The organism is Rathayibacter sp. Leaf185, assembly GCF_001423885.1.
In the GTDB taxonomy this organism is placed as follows: Bacteria; Actinomycetota; Actinomycetes; order Actinomycetales; family Microbacteriaceae; genus Rathayibacter.
The window spans coordinates 1,106,098-1,122,224 of sequence record NZ_LMPP01000001.1 but is presented as its reverse complement, the minus strand read 5'-3'; the positions used below and the strand labels follow the sequence as shown (position 1 = coordinate 1,122,224).

Below are 16,127 nucleotides of genomic sequence, written 5' to 3'. Positions count from 1 at the left end.
ACCGTGGCGCTCCGCGAGAGCCCGCTCCTCGGAGCGGACCAGCCCCGCGAGCGCCCGACGACCGGGGGTGCCGTCGCGGCGCCCCCGGTCCGCCGGCGTCGCAGGGGCCTGGGCTGGGCGGGACGCCTCGAGGTCGCGATCCTCGTCGGCCCGGCCCTGATCGTCTTCCTCGCCTTCGTGATCTTCCCGGTCGTGATGGCGGCGTACTACGGCTTCTTCAGCTGGCAGGGCTACGGGGTCCCCACCGACTTCGTGGGCTTCAAGAACTACCTCACGATCCTCCAGGACCCGACCTTCCACGAGGCGCTCACCCACAACGGCACGATCGTGATCCTCTCGCTCGTGCTCCAGGGGCCGGCCGCGATCCTGATCGCGCTGCTGCTGAACCGCAAGCTGCGCGGGCAGTCCTTCATCCGCGTCCTGATCTTCGTGCCCTACGTCATCTCCGAGGTCGTCGTCGGCACAGGCTGGAGCCTGATGCTCCAGACCAGCGGAGCCGTCAACGGGTTCCTCGAGAAGGTCGGGCTCGGCGCGCTGAAGCAGGACTGGCTGTCGGATCCGGCGATCGCCATCTGGACCCTGATGCTGATCATCACGTGGAAGTACATCGGCTTCGCCGTGATCCTCTTCCTCGCCGGGCTCCAGGGCATCCCGGAGGAGCTGTCGGAGGCGGCCGCCATCGACGGCGCCTCGTACTGGCAGGTCCAGCGGAGGATCACCCTCCCGCTGCTCGCACCCACTCTGCGCATCTGGGCGTTCCTGTCGATCATCGGCGCGCTGCAGCTGTTCGACCTCGTCTACATCATCTGGGGGCAGTACGTGTCCTCGACCGCCGGCACCTCGACGATGGCGACCTACCTCGTCACCAACGGACGCAACGCCGGCAACTACGGCTACGGCAACGCCGTCGCCGTCGTCCTGTTCCTCATCTCCCTCGTCGTCGCCCTGCTCTACCAGCGCTTCGTGCTGCGGCGGGACACCGAGGGCGCGCTCACGGGAGACAAGCGATGACCACTCTGACCGCCGTACCGCCCGGTACCGCATCGCCGATCACGGTGAACCGGCAGAAGCCGCGGAGGCGACCGCTCGGTCGCGGCACGATCATCGCCTACGTGGTGGCGATCGTCGTGATCGCGCTGATGCTCGCCCCTGTGGCGTACATCATCATCGGCGGCTTCCGCACGAACGCGCAGATCACGACCGATCCGTCGGGCTTCCCCGCGCCGTGGAACGTGCAGAACTACCTCGACGTGATCACCGGAGGCATCTTCTGGCGCGAGGTGGGCAACTCCGCCATCGCCGCGCTCGCGACGACGCTCGGCGTCGTGGTGCTGGGGCTGATGGCGAGCTACGTGCTCGCCCGCTACTCCTTCAGCGGTCGCGGTGTGTTCTACGCGCTCTTCGCGGCGGGTCTGATGTTCCCGATGACCGTCGCGATCACTCCGCTGTACCTGGTGATCAAGAGCCTCGGCCTGATGAACTCGCTCGCCGGAGTCGTGCTGCCGCAGATCGCGTTCGGCCTGCCGACCACGATCATCATCCTGGTGCCGTTCCTGCGCGCGATCCCGGACGAGATCCAGGAGGCGGCGTTCATCGACGGCTGCAGCCGCATCGGCTTCTTCTGGCGCATGGTCGTGCGCCTGGCGATGCCCGGTGTCATCACGACGGGCATCCTCGCGTTCATCGCGAGCTGGAACAGCTACCTGCTGCCGCTGTTCATCCTCAACGACGAGAACTCGTTCACCCTGCCGCTGGGCGTGCAGGCGTTCTCGTCGCAGTACTCCGTCGACACGGCGAAGGTGCTCGCCTTCGTATCGCTGTCGATGATCCCGGCGCTGATCTTCTTCAGCGTCTTCGAGCGCCGCATCGTCGGCGGGCTCACCGGGGCGGTGAAGGGATGACCGGCACGCGCTCCGCAGACTCTCGAGAGGACCTTCCGATGACCGGAGCAGAGACTCCCTCGGCCCGCGTCAGCGCGCTGATCGGCCGCATGACGCTCGAGGAGAAGCTGACGCAGCTCGTCGGGTACTGGGTCGACCAGGGCGGCGAGGTCGTCGCTCCGCTCGCCGGCGAGATGGCCACCTCGACCCGCTACGAGGATGCGACGCGGGAGGGGATCGGCCAGCTCACGCGGGTCTACGGCACCCGCCCCGTCGATCCGGTCGAGCGCGCCCACTGGCTGTGGGCCGAGCAGCGACGCCTCGTCGACGAGACGCGCCTGGGCATCCCGGCGATCGTGCACGAGGAGTGCCTGACGGGGCTGGCGGCGTGGAAGGCCGCGACGTTCCCGACTCCGCTCGCCTGGGGCGCCTCCTTCGACCCCGGCCTCGTCGAGGAGATGGCCGCCGCGATCGGCGGCTCGATGCGCGAGCTCGGGATCCACCAGGGCCTCGCTCCCGTGCTCGACGTGATCCGCGACCCGCGCTGGGGGCGCGTGGACGAGTGCATCGCCGAGGACCCGTACGTCGTCGGCACCATCGGCACCGCCTACGTGAAGGGCCTGCAGTCGGCGGGAGTCGACGCGACGCTCAAGCACTTCATCGGCTACTCGGCCTCGCGCGGCGGCCGCAACCACGCGCCGGTGCACGCCGGCCCGCGCGAGATCGCGGACGTGCTGCTGCCTCCGTTCGAGATGGCGATCCGCGACGGCGGCGCCCGCTCGGTGATGAACTCGTACGCCGAGATCGACGGCGACCCCGTCGGCGCCACGCCCGCCTACCTGACCGGGGTGCTCCGCGAGCGCTGGGGCTTCGACGGGGTCGTGGTCGCCGACTACTTCGCGGTCGCGTTCCTGCACCTGATGCACGCCGTGGCGGCCGATCTCGGCGAGGCGGCGCAGCTGGCCCTCGAGGCGGGGATCGACGTGGAGCTGCCCACCGGCGACGCGTTCCTCGCGCCGCTGGCCGCGCGGATCCGCTCGGGCGAGGCCGACGAGGCGCTCGTCGATCGGGCGCTGCTGCGGGTGCTCGCGCAGAAGGAGCGCCTCGGGCTGCTCGACGAGCGCTTCGACGACCCTCCCGAGTCGATCGACCTCGACTCGCCCGCGCACCGCGACATCGCGCGGCGCCTGGCCGAGGAGTCGATCGTGCTGCTCTCGAACGACGGCCTCCTGCCGCTCGCGACGCCGCGGAGGATCGCGCTGATCGGCCCCAACGCCGCCAGTGCGCCCGCCCTGATGGGCTGCTACTCCTTCGCCAACCACGTGCTCGCCCACCACGAGGGCGTGCCGCTCGGCTTCGAGATCCCGACGGTGCAGGAGGCGCTCGCCGCGGAGTTCCCGGGCAGTGCGTTCGTCACGGCCGAGGGCTGCGCGGTCGAGGGCGACGACGCCTCGGGGATCCCGTCCGCCGTGGCGGCCGCTCATGAGGCCGACGTCGCTGTCGTCGTGGTCGGCGACCGCGCGGGGCTCTTCGGACGCGGAACCGTCGGCGAGGGCAACGACGTCGAGAGCCTCGAGCTGCCGGGGCGCCAGCGCGAGCTCGTCGAGGCGGTGCTCGCGACCGGAACCCCGGTCGTGCTCGTGCTGCTGACCGGCCGCCCCTATGCCGTGGGCTGGGCGCTCGAGGGTCCGGCCGCGGTGCTGCAGGCGTTCTTCCCGGGGGAGGAGGGGGCCGGCGCGATCGCTGGTGTCGTCTCGGGGCGGGTCGTCCCCTCCGGGCGCCTGCCCGTCTCGTTGCCGCGCTCGGCGGGCGCGCAGCCGTTCTCGTACCTGCACCCGATCCTCGGCGGGCCGTCGGAGGTGACCAGCGCCGACAGCACTCCGGTGCTGCCGTTCGGGCACGGGCTGTCGTACACGACGTTCGCGCACGAGGGCCTGTCGCTCGAGTCGGCCGAGGCGCCGACTTCCGGAGCCTTCACGACCGCGGTCCGCGTGCGCAACACGGGTGGTCGCGCCGGCGTCGACGTGGTGCAGCTCTACGCCCGCGACGTCTACGCGTCGGTGACGCGGCCGGTCGCGCAGCTTCTCGGCTACGCGCGGGTCGAGCTGGGGGCGGGGGAGGAGGCTCTCGTGCGCTTCGACGTGCCGTCGGCCCGCCTCGCCTTCACCGACCGCCGCGGTGTGCGCGTGGTCGAGCCGGGCGCGGTCGAGCTGTGGGTCGGGCCGAGCTGCGCCGCGAAGGAGACGACCGCCGCGGTGACCCTGGTCGGCGACGCCTCGCCGGTGGGCGCCGAGACGCGTCGCCTCGTCGGCGTCGAGGTGCTGCGCGAGGAGGCGCGCGTGCCGGTCGGCTGACGTGGTGCCGCTCTCGCGCACAACGTCAGCTGAGATCACTCGTCGCGCACGATGGTGCGCGAGAGGCCGTCTCAGCTGACGTTGCGCGCAGCATCTCCCTCGGACATCCGTCCCCTGCGACGGCGTCAGCGCGCGGCGCGCGCCACCAGCTCGGCGAGCCGCGCCGCTCCCGCGTCATCGAGGTGGTCGAGTGCGTACGACGTCGGCCAGAGGCCGCCCGGCTCGTCGAGCTGCGCGTCGACGCTGAAGCCGATCGTCGAGTAGCGCGCCTTGTCGACCAGGCCGCTGCGGAAGAACACGACGATCCGGCCGTCCTTCGCCCAGCCGGGCTGCCCGTAGTACAGCTTCGGCAGCAGCGCGGGCGCCGCCTCCGTCACGAGCTCGTGGAGGCGCTCGGCCAGCGCACGGTCGGGCTCGGGCATCTCCGCGATCTTGTCGAACATCGTCGCGCGGTCGGCGGCCGCCTTGTCCGCCGCCCTGCCGCGCCGCGCCTCCGCCTTCAGCTCGGCCGCGCGGGCCTTCATCGCGGCCTTCTCCTCGGCGGAGAACCCGCCCTTCTCGTCGGTGCTCATCTGCTGTCCTCTCGTCGTGCCCCCACGGTAGGGGCTGAGCGCCCGCGCCCGCTTCTCCGTTCCTGCTCGGCCCTGGCGTCCCGGTCGGCGGAGGGTCCAGGCTGGGGCGATGGATGCCTCCGACCTGAACACCTCTGACCTGAACGACCCGAAGCAGACCCTCCTCCGCTACCTGCAGGAGGGGCGCGAGGCGCTGCTCGGCAAGCTCGACGGCCTCTCGGAGTACGACGTGCGGCGGCCGCTCGTCCCCACGGGCACCAACCTGCTCGGGCTGGTCAAGCACGTCGCCGGGACCGAGGCCGGCTACCTCGGCGCCACGTTCGGCCGCCCGTTCCCGGAGCCGATGCCGTGGATGGAGGACGAGTCGGAGCCCAACTCCGACATGTGGGCCACCGCCGACGAGTCGCGCGACGCCGTGATCGCGCAGTACCGGCGGGTCTGGGCGCACTCCGACGCCACCGTGGCCCCCCTCCCCCTCGGCGCCCCCGGCTTCGTGCCCTGGTGGACGAACCGCGACGTGACGCTGCACCGGATCCTCGTGCACATCACCGTCGAGACGCACCGGCACGCGGGTCACGCCGACATCGTCCGCGAGCTGATCGACGGTGGCGTCGGCCTCCGGACGCCTGGTGACAACCTGCCGGAGGTCCCCGCGGAGTGGTGGGCCGCCTACGTCGCCCGGCTCGAGGCTGTGGCGCGCGACGCGGCTTAGAGCGCACCCTCCAGTCCGGCAGGCACCCACCGCACGGCCGAGACGAGCGCCGCGAGCAGGAGGCTCGTGCCCATCGTCACGCCGATCGCGAAGCTCGGCGTCGCCCCTCGGCGCCGCGCGACGATCACCGCGGCCACCACCAGGGCGAGTTGAACGACCCCGAACACGACGAGCGCCGGATCCCGGAGCATCACGCCCAGCGGCACGAAGTGCGCCGCGACGACCACCGCGACTCCGGCGGCGAACCAGCGCTTCAGCCCTCGCGCGGCGAGGATCGCGCAGGCGACGCCCGCGAGCACCACCTCGGCGGCCACGAGCACCCCGAACCAGGCGTACTGCCCGTCGAGCGCCGAGGGCGTGTCCCACGAGCGCCAGACCAGGAGCCCGCCTCCGACCGCCGCGGCGATGCCGATCACGCTGCCGATCCCGAGCAGCGCCGGCGCCCGCTTCGGCGGCGCCTCCTGAGCCCACCCGAGCCACACGCACGTCATCAACCCGAACCAGGCCGTCACGAAGAGCCCGTCCCGCAGGAATTCGGTCGTCATCTGTCATCCCCCGATGCCCGGAGCAGCGGTGCCCCGCTTCGAGGCTAACGGGACGGCGCGGGCCACGCCGGAGTCGTCCTCAGGCTGATCGACGGTGTCGTCCGCCTCTGCACGCCCCGCTCAGGATCGCTCGGACTCGGCGACGTGGTGGAGGTGGCGGAGCTCGGTGCGGGAGGTGATGCCGAGCTTGCGGTAGACGGTGCGCAGCTGGGTCTTCACGGTGTTGACGCTGACGGAGAGCGAGGCCGCGATCTCGGCGCTGCTCTCGCCGTCGGCCGCGTGCTCCGCGACGATGCGCTCGCGTGCGGTCAGCGAGTCGGGCAGCGAGCGTCGGGGCTCGTCCGCGGCGACGGTGAGGCGCTCGGCGATGGCGGTCTCCCCGAGAGCCGCGAGAAGGAGTGCCGCCTCGAGGCGGAGATCCGCCGGGAGGATCGCGAAGGTGGTGAAGTACCGGTGAGCATGACCGATCGTGACGGCTTCGAGGAGCAGGTCGCTGCGGCGGGCGGGGTCGTCGGTGGCGATCGCAGTCGCGAGCAGGGCGGGCACGACCACTTGCGGGCGGGAGCGGTCGACGTGGAGCAGCGGTGCGGCGATCTGGAGTGCGGTGCGACTCCTGCCGGCATGGGCGAGCCCGAGAGCACGGATCACGGCGGGGACCTGGCGAAGGAGGTGCGCGGTCGCGAGGGGCCGGTCGAGCGAGTCCGTGCGTCCGAGTTCTCGCACTCGAACGGCGAACAGCAGTCTCGCGATGTCGACCAGTGCGGCGTTGACCGGGTCCTTCCTCTGCCCGGCGGGCAGAGTCGCCACGAAGGTGTCGAGCTCGGTGCGGAGCCGGCGTGTGGCGCGAGCGTCTCGGACGGCGATCGCGCGGACGAGGAAGTAGGGGGCCCAGTGCTTGATCAGCTCGTTCGCGCTGATGTCCTCCCGCAGGTCCTCGTCGGAGGTGACGTCGAGGTGCGCTGAGCGGATGAGGGACTCCGCGAGACGCGCCTGGGTGGAGAAGTCCGGCTCCCACCAGTCCTCCGGTCGGGGGGTGGGGAGCTTGTCGATCCAGGTCTGCGCGGTCACGATGCGGCCGTGGAGGGCGTGGAGGTAGGCGATGGCGCCGGCGGAGGCGCGCTGCATCATCCGGTGTCCGACGGTCACAGCCCAGTCGAAGCTCTCGACGTAGTCGAGCAGTGCTCCGTCGAAGTCCCCGGAGCGCTCGAGCGCGAGGCCCCACTGGTAGTGCATCTCGGGCAGGGCGGCCGCGAGCGTGGGCGTCGACTCGACCGGCTGCCGCCCGCGCAGCTCGTGGGCAGCAGCGACCAGTGCTGCGACGTCCGCGCCGGCGGAACGAGCGGCGGCGATCCGTGCGGTGAGCAGGGCGAGCTGATCGGAGCTGTCCGTCGGCACGGAGGCGTCGATGATGAGGCGGTAGGTGGACGCGTGGGCCTCGCCCTCGAGCAGTCGCGCGAGATGCTCGCGGGCGAGCCGCAGCCGGGGCCTGCCGCTCAGGACCGCACCCGGCATCCGGTCGAGAACCGTCAGCAGCTCCCGAGGCGAACCCTGGAGCAGCCGGACCCAGCCGTGGTCGATCAGCGAGAGGGCGTCGTCCCAGTCCGCACTCGACGCTGCGCGCTGCAACCGGGCCGCTATCGAGGATCGGTCACCCAGGTGCACCCGCCAAGTGTCACCCGCAGGGGCCACCTACACCAGGAGCAGTGCGTTCGTCAGTACTCCCAGTTGAGGGGCTTGCAATCGAGTTCGCCCTCTGCCGCTGCGGTTGCAGCGAAGCCGGAGCAGAGAGGTGTCCGTCGACTCTCGACGACGGTCGAGTCGCCCGGGCCGGTCGGAGGGTGAATTCATGCACGACCACTTGGAGATCGTCGTTCCTCTTCCCGGGATTCACCCCCGGCTCGATTCCACGCTCCACGTTCCCCGACACTCGGGTCCACCTCGCTCGGCACGGCCCAGCTCCCGAGAGAAGGAGGCCGGTTGTGCATCGATCACCTCGGCGCTGGCCGGCTTCACGCAGGAGTCGTCGGCGGCGGCAGCGCGGACGACGCGGCTCGTCAGGAGCCCGCAGCCTAGGCTGGCGTGCATGCGGGGGCGTGCGGTGATCCTGGCCGGTCTCTGCGGAGTCGGACTGACGATGCTCGGCTGCGCGCGCGCCGAGGCGCCGACGCTGCCGACGTTCGGCGAGACGGAGCCCGCCCCGGAAGGCGCCGTCTACCGCTCCTTCTATCGGGGCGCCGTGGAGGCGTACATGGAGAGCCGGGCGCGCTGGCTCGAGGACGGCACGGGCTTCGAGCTGACGATCACCGCCAGTGGCAACTGCCCCCTGGCGCCGGCCGCGCTCGAGGTCACCGCGGTCGACCACCTGCGCATCGAGACGCAGCACGTGCCCGGAACGCAGGGCTGCACGGAGGACGCCGCGCTCTGGAGCTACGTGTTCGACACCCCGAGCGGGCTCGACGCCGACCTGCCGATCCAGGTCGACATCGTCCTCGAACGCGGGACGGCGACCGAGGTGCTGGAACCGGTCGAGGCGCGGAGGCAACGGCTGCTCGAGTGAGGCCGGAACGCCGGAACACGTGCGGATTCCGCCGTTTCGTGTGCTCAGCCTCAGTTGTGAGCCGCTACGACTCGAGTGTCGTGCTCGGCCGCTCCCCGAAGCGGTGCGCGTAGGTCGCCGAGAAGCGGCCCAGGTGCGCGAAGCCCCAGCGGCGTGCGACCTCCGAGACGCTGACCACTCCGGAGTCGCCGGCGCGCAGCTCCTTGCGGACGGCGTCGAGGCGGATGCGGCGCAGGTAGTCGACCGCGGTGAAGCCGAACTCGCGGCGGAACTCGGACTGCAGGGTGCGCAGGCTGACGCCCGCCGCCTCCGCGACGGCCTCGGTGCGCAGCGGCAGGTGCGCGTTCGCGTACATGAACTCGACCGCCTGTCGCAGGCGCCCGCTGCGGGGCACGAGCAGGTCGCCGGGCGCGCTGAGCGCCTCGTGCGGGAACGTGTCGAGGAGCGCGACGGCGACAGCGCGGTTCGCCTCCTGCCGGAGGAGCGCGGAGCTGTCGGCGTCGTAGATGACGCGGGCGACCGTCGCGACGGTGGCCGACCAGCGGCGCAGCTTCTCGCCCTCGGGGCGCGACGTGGTGTCGAAGAGCAGAGAGCCCCCTCCGCTGCCCTCGACCTCGTCGGCGATGCGCTCGAGGTAGGAGCCGTTGAAGTGGATGAGGTTCTGGCGGTAGTCGTGCACCTCGAAGGCCGCCGGGCGGTCGTTGGCCCAGACGGTGGGCTGCCCGGAGAGCATGCGCATCGGGTCGCCGTCGAGGTCGCTGACCCCCTCGCCGGCGGTGAGCCAGGCGACGACGTACTCGCCCTCGGTCTGGACGCGGCCCTTCACCGAGCCGGCGAAGTGACTCCCACGCAGGGTGACGTCCGAATCGCCGACCGCGGTGTAGCGGTAGGAGAAGTCGGCGCTCGGCTCGACGACGAAGCGGTGGCCGTTGTAGACGTCCTCGAACAGCGCTCGTGCGTCCTCGATGTCCCGCCCCGCGATCTCCGAGCGGATGACGTCGCCGTTCCTACCGTCCATCGCGGATCAGAATCTCACGCAGCGCCGCGAGAGGTCGAGAGTCGGAACGACGCAGTTCGTTAAGCGGATAAACCATCCAGCGGTCGGCGAGGGCCGAACGCCCGCGTCATCGCGTGCACGGTGGCTCCGCGGAACTCGGACAGCAGCACGAGCGTGTGCCGCGCGCCGGTCTCGATCGCGAGCGAGAACGTGGTGCCGGAGGAGGTGTCCCACCAGCCGAGCACATCGCGGGCACGGAAGCTCATCGTCGAGCCGACGCGGGTGAGCACCAGGCGTCCGTCGGTGACGCTCAGGCCGCCGGCGACGCCTCCGCGGGTCGTCGAGCATTCGAAGCTCGGCGTCGCGTGGTCGTACCCGCCGAGCTCCAGGAAGTCGGGAGCCTGGTCGCTCCCGCTCCGGGATCGTTCCTTCGTGCGCGTCATCGTGTCCCCGTCCGACTCGCCGCCCCCCTGATGACTCGCACCGAGGGGATCGCTGTCATGCGGCGTGGGTCAGCCCGACGGTCTCGGGCTTCAGCGCGGGCTCGGGGAGGATGCGCAGGCCTCGGCCGCTGTTGGCCTCGTCCATCAGCGCGCGGACCCACTCGGGGTTGATCGACGGCATGCGGCTGCCGTTGAACGAGAACTGGAGCGGGATCGAGGGGTGCAGCCAGATGGTCTGGCGGCCGGTCCCGTGCGCGCTCGAGGCGTCGAGCTGGAAGGCGAAGGCCTCGTTGCGGCGGAACTTGTTGACCATGACGATCTGGAGGTGCGCGAGCGCGCGGTCGTCGATGTCGTGCGAGGTGGCAGGAGTGCCGTAGAGGAGTGCGCCCATGTGCGGAGCCGCCGTTCTGTGAGGGACGCCGCGGGATCTTCCGCGACTGGGGGTGCCGGCGGGTGCCGGTCGTGAGGCTGAGCGGGCCGGATGCGCCGGCCTCGTGAGGCGCCCGGGATGCGGGCGGCGGTGCTCCCGATGCCGCGTGCCGGGCGGTCGCGGGGAGCAGGGTGGCCGGCTGGTCGTCCGGCCGTGGTGAGAACGTATGCCCCCCTGCTCGGGGGCCGGAAGCAGCTATCCGGTTTGCGAAGGCTGCTGGGGAGAGGCTGAACGGACACCGTCCCGGCACCGGTCCGCGGATCAGGCGGAGGCGTCCCGGGTGAAGTCGTCCTCGAGGCGCTGCTCGGCCGAGGTCAGGTGGCGGCGGATCGCGTCGCCGAGCCCCGTCGCGTCGCGCGCCTCGATCGCGTCCACCATCGCGCGGTGGTCGTCGTCGGCCTGGGCGCGGCCACCGAGCTCGCCGATGTTGCGCCGCGAGTAGGGCTGGGCGGCTGAGAGCAGCGAGCTGAGGATCTCGGTGGTCCGCGGTCGGTCGGCGAGCTCGTAGAGCGCCTCGTGGAACTCGAAGTTCAGGTTCATCCAGGTGCGCTGGTCGGTCTCGTGCTCCATGCTGTCGGTCAGCCGGCGGAGGCGGAGGACGGCTCGCGAGGTCGCGCCGTCGACGACCGGCTCGGCGATGAGGGGCTCGAGCGCGGTGCGGAGTGCGTACAGCTCGACCAGATCGCCCTCGGAGAGGACGCGGACCGTCGCGCCGCCGCCGCCTCTGATCGTCACCAGGCCGCGCGCCTCGAGCAGCCTCAGAGCCTCCCGCACCGGATTCCGGCTGACGCCGTACTTCTTCGCGATCTCCTCCTGGACGAGCTGTGCCCCACTGGGAAACGTGCAGTCGCGGATGTCCTGAGCGATTCGATCGGCGATGACGTCGGGGGTCACGGCACTCCTTCGGCTGCGGAACCCTCCGAGTGTAGGGCGATCCGCGGGTTGACCGCGTCTACTGCGGACTCTGTACGCACTGTACGCAGTGTGTACAATCGCTCACGGGCCGCTCGAGAGCCGGTCCGGATCAGGCGAGGACGCCGATCGACCGATCGATGAGGATGAGGTGCCCGACCATGACGACCAGACGGAACTACGCGTGGATGATCTTCGCGACGACGTGCGTGCTCTCGTTCGTCGGCTTCGGGCTGACGCTGAACACGGCCTCGATCTACTGGAGCTCGCTCAGCGCAGACCTCGGCGTCGACCTCGCGCAGGTGTCGTTGATGAGTTCGCTCTCCGGGATCGCGAGCGCGATCGCACTCGGCGTCGCGGCTCCGCTGTTCACGAGGATCAACCTCAAGGTGTTCCTCTCGGCGATGGTCGTCCTGATGGCGGCGATGTACCTGCTCTCGGCGACCGCGACCGACATCGCGACCCTCTACGTCGCCAACATCGTGCTCGGAGCGGCCAAGGCCGTCGCCGTGATGCTGCCCGTGCCGATCCTGCTGGGCAACTGGTTCGAGAAGCACCTCGGGACCGTGACCGGCATCGCCGGAGCGATGACCGCGGTCGGCGGCGCCGTGTTCAGCCCTCTGATCGGGTCGATCATCTCGGAGCAGGGCTGGCGGACGGCCTACGTCGTCACGGCGATCGTCGTGCTCGTCGTGCTCCTCCCCTTCACTCTCTTCGTCGCGAAGCTGCGCCCGACCGGCGAGCAGCGCCCCTTCGGACACGATCCGGCGCGACAGGCCGAGACGGCGTCGATCGCGATGTCGGGAGTCTCGGCTCGGCGCGCCTTCCGCAGCCTGCCGTTCGCCTGCTTCGCCCTGGCGGGCATCGCGCTGCAGTTCGCCGGGTCGCTCGTCCAGCACCTGCCCACTTACCTGGCGGCGACCGGGCTCTCGCTGACGATCGCGTCGTCGATCTACTCGGTGCTCCTGATCGGCGCCTCCGTCGGCAAGTTCGCGATGGGCGCCGCGATCGACCATCTCCGTCCCGGTGTCGCGGTCGGCCTGTTCACCCTGATCGCGGTCGCCGGCTGGGGAGGGCTCCAGCTGTTCCCCGGCGAGCTCGCCCTGAGCATCTCGAGCTTCGCCGCCGGCATGGCGCAGGCGATCAACCTCGTCGCCGTCGTCGTGCTCGTCCGCAACACCTTCGGCGCGCGCGAGTACAGCACGATCCTCGGGCCCCTCCTGATGCTCGGCTCGCTGGCCAACGCGGGCGGCGTCTACGTGCACGGCGCCCTCTTCACCGCGACGGGCAGCTACCTCGCATCGTTCGTCGTCAACGTCCTGCTCTTCGTGGTCTCCTTCGCGCTGCTGTCGCTCGCGATGCGCAGCGGTCGCGGGCTGGCCCACGAGACGCTCGCTGCGCGGCCGGCTGCCGGACCCGCCGCCGCAGAGGTCGCCGACGCGCAGGTGGCGACGACCCGATGAGCGCAGCGGTCCGACCGGCGGGAGGCGTCCGCCGCGGCGGCGCGAAGGCCTGGCTGGGCATCCCCTTCGCCGCGGCGGCCCGCTTCGCCGCGCCGCGCGTCCTTCCCTTCGAGGAGGCGGCGCACGACGCGTACGGTGCCGCGCCGTTCCAGATCGAGGACCCGAACCAGCCCCTCGGCGCCGACCCGGCTGAGGACAGCGCGTTCCTCAACGTCTGGGCGCCGGCCGAGCCGGGCTCGGGGCCGTTGCCGGTGCTCGTCACCGTGTACGGCGGGGGCTTCGAGCACGGCGCCGGGTCGAGCTGGGCGGCCGACGGTGCCGCGCTCGCTGCGTCCGGGCGACTGGTCGTCGTGTCGTTCAACTACCGCGTAGGAGCCCTCGGCTTCGCGACGGTGAGCGCGATCGATCCGCGCTTCCCCGAGGCGAGCAACCTGGGCCTGCGCGACGTGATCGCCGCTCTGCAGTGGGTTCACGACGAGATCGAGCGCTTCGGAGGCGACCCCGCCCACGTGACGGTGCTCGGCGAGAGCGCCGGCGGGTTCCTCGCGGCGGCACTCGCTGCCGCCCCCTCGGCGGACGGTCTCTACTCGCGGCTGGCCGTGCACTCGGCCGGGGCCTCCCGCATCCTCCCTCCGGCACGCGCCGAGTCCATGGCGCGCGGCTTGATCGAGGCGCTGGCCGCCTCCGGACACCCGGACCCGGCGACCGCCGATCCCCTGGAGCTGGTGCGCGCCCAGAGCACCGTCGTCGCCACCGACATCGGCGTGCGCAACGGGCCGTCACCGCAGGCCTTCGGCGTCGTCGACGACTCCCTGGCGCCGTCGCCCGTCCTCACCGGGCATCCGGCGGAGGCGATCCGCGGCGGTCGCATTCTGAGCGTTCCGATCCTGGTCAGCACGACCCTCGACGAGATCGCGCTGTTCCGCTCGTCCGCCCCCGACCTGTTCGACCCGCCGTCGCTCGACGCGGTCATCGCCGAGGTCGAGGGCTTCGGAGTCGCGCGGGAGCGGGCCGAGGAGATCGTCGCCGCTTACGGTGACCCGGCCGACGACTCACCCGGCGCCGTGCGGGCGCGCCTGCTGACCGACTACATCTACCGGCTGCCGGCCCTCCGGCTCGCCGAGACCCAGGCCTCAGCGGGAGGCGAGGCGCACCTGTTCCTCGTCGGCCGCGCTGACGGCGCGCCCGCCGGGCACGCGGTCGACGTCGCCGGGCTGATCGGCGGGCACTGGCCGGTGTCGACACCCGCGGCCGACGAGCGCGACCGCGCGATCACCGCGATCGTCCTCGACTTCGCGACCGGCTCGCCGCTCGGCTGGGAGGCCGTGTCGCCGGGGTCGCCGGTCGCCGGCCGGGTCGGCGAGCTCGCCGAGGAGCCCGTCGAGACCTTCGCGCGCATCGCCCGCCTCTGGGACGGGGTGCCCCGGCCCTGAGGCGTCACGCGGTGGAGACCACGGGCAGGATGGTCGGATGGGAGACACCGCCGACTGGTACCGCCGCGCCGCCGTCGAGCTCGCGCAGACCTCGGAGCTGCAGGTCGAGTGGGCGCTCGCCGTCGCCGCTGACGAGGCGCTGATCGCTCTCATCGACGAGCTGCCGCGGGCGCACCGGCAGCCGTCGCTGATCTTCTCCGTGGCGCGGCTGCTCGGGGCGCCGGCCGACCTCGTCGGGTGGCTGAGGGAGGAGTGGCCGCGCGTGGCGCCGATCGCGGCCGAGCGGCTCACGCAGACGAACGAGGCGCTCCGCTCGGCCCCGCTCGTCGCGGCGCTCGAGCGGATCACCGAGCCCGACGAGCCGATCGCGCTGATCGAGGTGGGTGCCTCCGCGGGGCTGTGCCTCGTGCCGGAGCGGTACTCGTACGCGTTCGCGGCCGACGGGGTCGAGACGCGGCTGGGCCGGGGCGGGCCGCTGCTGCGCTGCGAGGTGACCGGCGGAGGCGCTCCCACGCGCCTCCCGACCATCGTCTGGCGCCGCGGGGTGGATCTGCGGCCGCTCGACGTGGGCTCGTCGGATGACCGCGCGTGGCTCGAGGCGCTGCTGCCGCCCGATCGGCCGGAGCGGACCGCCCGGCTGCGGGCGGCCGTCGAGGTGGTGCGGGAGGATCCTCCGCCGATCGTCGCGGGGGATGCGGTCGACGCGCTGCCGGCGCTTCTCGATGCGGTGCCGCGCGGGCTGCGGGCGGTCGTGGTGTCGCTCGGCACGCTCGTGTACCTGCCGCGGGCGTCGCGCGAGCGGGTGCTGGCGGCGGTCGTGGCGGGCGGGGCGAGCCTGGTCACGCTCGAGGCGGAGGCGCTGCTGCCGCAGGTCGCGGCCGCGCGGGCCGGCCTCTCGGCGCCGGTGCCGACTCCGTTCGTGCTCGCCGCCGACGGCGTGCCGCTCGCGTGCGCGGCCCCGCACGGCGGCGCACTCTCGTGGCTGAGCTGACGCGCCCGCTCCGGGACGCCGCGTCGAGCCTCCAAGAGTTGTCGTACTCGACCACCGAGTGCGACAACTCTTGAGGAGTGGCGGCGACGGAGCGGGCCGAGGCGCGCGCCGCCCTACAGCGCGTCGACGAAGAGCTGCGTCGCGCGGGGCACGTAGGACGCGTTCGTCGACGGGTCCCAGCCGACCAGCGCGACCACGTCGCCGCCGACACGCGCCGTGATGCCGACCAGCGTGAACGGCGAGCCGCCGACGTCGCCGGTGACCGTCCAGCCGAGGGAGTCGTCGGTGCCGGTCAGCGCCGGCTGCGTCTGCTCGACGGTCGTCTCGACCGGGACGCCCTGCATCGCGAACAGCTCCGAGCCGTCCGCGCAGCGCTCGAGCGCGTCCTCGGCGTCGCCGACCAGGGCGGAGGCGGTGTCGGCGTCGCCGGTGCTCGCCACGACCGCGGTCATCGAGCGGTCGCTGCTGGTGCCGAACGTGACGACGGAGTCGCTCGTCGCGTCGTCCGTGTCCCAGCCGGCACCGAAGGGCGCCAGGCACGAGAGGTCGGTCGCGGTGAGCCCGGGGTAGATCGAGTCGATCATCGCGGCGGTGCCGGCGAACTGGTCGGGCACGAACTGGATGCCGTCGAAGATCGTCGTCAGCTCGGCCGCGGTGTGCTGCGGCAGCGCCTCCGAGGTCGGCTCCGGGTCGGCGCCGGTGCAGCCGGTGAGCGCCAGGAGCATCGCCCCCGCGAGCGCCACGCCCGCCCGTGTCGTCGTCGTCCTCGTCATGTCGTCCCCCTCCGCCCGGCGATGCGTCGCCGCGAGCCGGTCGAGGCTAGCAGGGCCGGGCGCGC

The 16,127-nt window shown here is 72.0% G+C and carries 16 protein-coding genes; 8 read left to right on the top strand and 8 right to left on the bottom strand.

What is annotated here, in order from left to right; all coding sequences use genetic code 11:
- Positions 1–3 precede the first annotated feature (3 nt).
- The 3 genes from ASG06_RS05305 to ASG06_RS05295 are packed head-to-tail and all read left to right on the top strand — an operon-like array spanning position 4 to position 4,234.
- Positions 4–1,011: a carbohydrate ABC transporter permease gene (locus ASG06_RS05305; protein WP_056039497.1), complete on the top strand. Its 1,008-nt coding sequence runs from the start codon at positions 4–6 to the stop codon at positions 1,009–1,011.
- Positions 1,008–1,901 (top strand): carbohydrate ABC transporter permease, encoded by an 894-nt coding sequence (locus ASG06_RS05300; protein ID WP_056039494.1) that lies wholly within the window; start codon positions 1,008–1,010, stop codon positions 1,899–1,901. The genes ASG06_RS05305 and ASG06_RS05300 overlap by 4 nt, the downstream gene beginning before the upstream one ends.
- Positions 1,902–1,939: 38 nt before the next feature.
- Complete coding sequence (locus ASG06_RS05295) at positions 1,940–4,234, top strand: glycoside hydrolase family 3 N-terminal domain-containing protein (RefSeq protein WP_056039492.1); 2,295 nt, start codon at positions 1,940–1,942, stop codon at positions 4,232–4,234.
- A 125-nt stretch (positions 4,235–4,359) separates the two neighbouring features.
- On the opposite strand, the gene ASG06_RS05290 is transcribed toward ASG06_RS05295, so the two are convergent.
- Complete coding sequence (locus tag ASG06_RS05290) at positions 4,360–4,806, bottom strand: hypothetical protein (RefSeq protein ID WP_056039489.1); 447 nt, start codon at positions 4,804–4,806, stop codon at positions 4,360–4,362.
- A gap of 109 nt (positions 4,807–4,915) precedes the next feature.
- Between ASG06_RS05290 and ASG06_RS05285 the strand changes: the two genes are divergently transcribed.
- Positions 4,916–5,518 carry a DinB family protein gene (locus tag ASG06_RS05285; RefSeq protein ID WP_056039486.1) on the top strand — a complete coding sequence of 201 codons (603 nt, stop codon included), beginning with the start codon at positions 4,916–4,918 and terminating at the stop codon, positions 5,516–5,518.
- On the opposite strand, the gene ASG06_RS05280 is transcribed toward ASG06_RS05285, so the two are convergent.
- Both ASG06_RS05280 and ASG06_RS05275 read right to left on the bottom strand, forming a co-directional pair.
- A complete protein-coding gene (locus ASG06_RS05280; protein WP_056039483.1) occupies positions 5,515–6,063 on the bottom strand; it encodes a hypothetical protein in 549 nt (182 codons plus the stop codon). The genes ASG06_RS05285 and ASG06_RS05280 overlap by 4 nt on opposite strands.
- 120 nt (positions 6,064–6,183) lie before the next feature.
- The gene (locus tag ASG06_RS05275; RefSeq protein WP_162239002.1) at positions 6,184–7,725 is read right to left on the bottom strand and encodes a helix-turn-helix transcriptional regulator; all 1,542 of its coding nucleotides are present in this window, start codon (positions 7,723–7,725) and stop codon (positions 6,184–6,186) included.
- A gap of 421 nt (positions 7,726–8,146) precedes the next feature.
- Here ASG06_RS05275 and ASG06_RS05270 point away from each other — a divergent pair, with 421 nt between their 5' ends.
- On the top strand, positions 8,147–8,620 hold the full coding sequence (locus ASG06_RS05270) for a hypothetical protein (RefSeq protein WP_056039477.1): 474 nt from the start codon (positions 8,147–8,149) through the stop codon (positions 8,618–8,620).
- Positions 8,621–8,684: 64 nt separating this feature from the next.
- On the opposite strand, the gene ASG06_RS05265 is transcribed toward ASG06_RS05270, so the two are convergent.
- The 4 genes from ASG06_RS05265 to ASG06_RS05250 all read right to left on the bottom strand — a co-directional run bounded on the left by ASG06_RS05265 (position 8,685) and on the right by ASG06_RS05250 (position 11,384).
- A complete protein-coding gene (locus ASG06_RS05265) occupies positions 8,685–9,638 on the bottom strand; it encodes a helix-turn-helix transcriptional regulator (RefSeq protein ID WP_056039474.1) in 954 nt (317 codons plus the stop codon).
- 59 nt (positions 9,639–9,697) lie between these two features.
- On the bottom strand, positions 9,698–10,060 hold the full coding sequence (locus ASG06_RS05260; protein ID WP_056039471.1) for a hypothetical protein: 363 nt from the start codon (positions 10,058–10,060) through the stop codon (positions 9,698–9,700).
- A gap of 55 nt (positions 10,061–10,115) precedes the next feature.
- Positions 10,116–10,451, bottom strand: coding sequence for a DUF7882 family protein (locus ASG06_RS05255; protein WP_056039468.1), 336 nt, complete (start codon positions 10,449–10,451; stop codon positions 10,116–10,118).
- A gap of 300 nt (positions 10,452–10,751) precedes the next feature.
- Positions 10,752–11,384 (bottom strand): GntR family transcriptional regulator, encoded by a 633-nt coding sequence (locus tag ASG06_RS05250; RefSeq protein ID WP_056039465.1) that lies wholly within the window; start codon positions 11,382–11,384, stop codon positions 10,752–10,754.
- Positions 11,385–11,563: 179 nt separating this feature from the next.
- Here ASG06_RS05250 and ASG06_RS05245 point away from each other — a divergent pair, with 179 nt between their 5' ends.
- Genes ASG06_RS05245 through ASG06_RS05235 form a run of 3 tightly spaced genes read left to right on the top strand, consistent with a single transcriptional unit; the run spans position 11,564 to position 15,289 of the window.
- Positions 11,564–12,865 (top strand): MFS transporter, encoded by a 1,302-nt coding sequence (locus tag ASG06_RS05245; protein ID WP_056039462.1) that lies wholly within the window; start codon positions 11,564–11,566, stop codon positions 12,863–12,865.
- The gene (locus tag ASG06_RS05240) at positions 12,862–14,298 is read left to right on the top strand and encodes a carboxylesterase family protein (RefSeq protein ID WP_056039459.1); all 1,437 of its coding nucleotides are present in this window, start codon (positions 12,862–12,864) and stop codon (positions 14,296–14,298) included. The genes ASG06_RS05245 and ASG06_RS05240 overlap by 4 nt, the downstream gene beginning before the upstream one ends.
- Positions 14,299–14,335: 37 nt before the next feature.
- Positions 14,336–15,289 (top strand): DUF2332 domain-containing protein, encoded by a 954-nt coding sequence (locus ASG06_RS05235; RefSeq protein WP_056039455.1) that lies wholly within the window; start codon positions 14,336–14,338, stop codon positions 15,287–15,289.
- A gap of 113 nt (positions 15,290–15,402) precedes the next feature.
- On the opposite strand, the gene ASG06_RS05230 is transcribed toward ASG06_RS05235, so the two are convergent.
- Positions 15,403–16,062, bottom strand: coding sequence for a hypothetical protein (locus tag ASG06_RS05230; RefSeq protein ID WP_156465865.1), 660 nt, complete (start codon positions 16,060–16,062; stop codon positions 15,403–15,405).
- Between the last annotated feature and the right edge of the window lie 65 nt (positions 16,063–16,127).

Coding starts and splice junctions, on each gene's coding strand:
- ASG06_RS05300 (WP_056039494.1), top strand. CDS start 1,008: ATGACCACTCTGACCGCCGTACCGCCCGGTACCGCATCGCCGATCACG.
- ASG06_RS05295 (WP_056039492.1), top strand. CDS start 1,940: ATGACCGGAGCAGAGACTCCCTCGGCCCGCGTCAGCGCGCTGATCGGC.
- ASG06_RS05290 (WP_056039489.1), bottom strand. CDS start 4,806: ATGAGCACCGACGAGAAGGGCGGGTTCTCCGCCGAGGAGAAGGCCGCG.
- ASG06_RS05285 (WP_056039486.1), top strand. CDS start 4,916: ATGGATGCCTCCGACCTGAACACCTCTGACCTGAACGACCCGAAGCAG.
- ASG06_RS05280 (WP_056039483.1), bottom strand. CDS start 6,063: ATGACGACCGAATTCCTGCGGGACGGGCTCTTCGTGACGGCCTGGTTC.
- ASG06_RS05270 (WP_056039477.1), top strand. CDS start 8,147: ATGCGGGGGCGTGCGGTGATCCTGGCCGGTCTCTGCGGAGTCGGACTG.
- ASG06_RS05265 (WP_056039474.1), bottom strand. CDS start 9,638: ATGGACGGTAGGAACGGCGACGTCATCCGCTCGGAGATCGCGGGGCGG.
- ASG06_RS05260 (WP_056039471.1), bottom strand. CDS start 10,060: ATGACGCGCACGAAGGAACGATCCCGGAGCGGGAGCGACCAGGCTCCC.
- ASG06_RS05255 (WP_056039468.1), bottom strand. CDS start 10,451: ATGGGCGCACTCCTCTACGGCACTCCTGCCACCTCGCACGACATCGAC.
- ASG06_RS05245 (WP_056039462.1), top strand. CDS start 11,564: ATGACGACCAGACGGAACTACGCGTGGATGATCTTCGCGACGACGTGC.
- ASG06_RS05240 (WP_056039459.1), top strand. CDS start 12,862: ATGAGCGCAGCGGTCCGACCGGCGGGAGGCGTCCGCCGCGGCGGCGCG.
- ASG06_RS05235 (WP_056039455.1), top strand. CDS start 14,336: ATGGGAGACACCGCCGACTGGTACCGCCGCGCCGCCGTCGAGCTCGCG.
- ASG06_RS05230 (WP_156465865.1), bottom strand. CDS start 16,062: ATGACGAGGACGACGACGACACGGGCGGGCGTGGCGCTCGCGGGGGCG.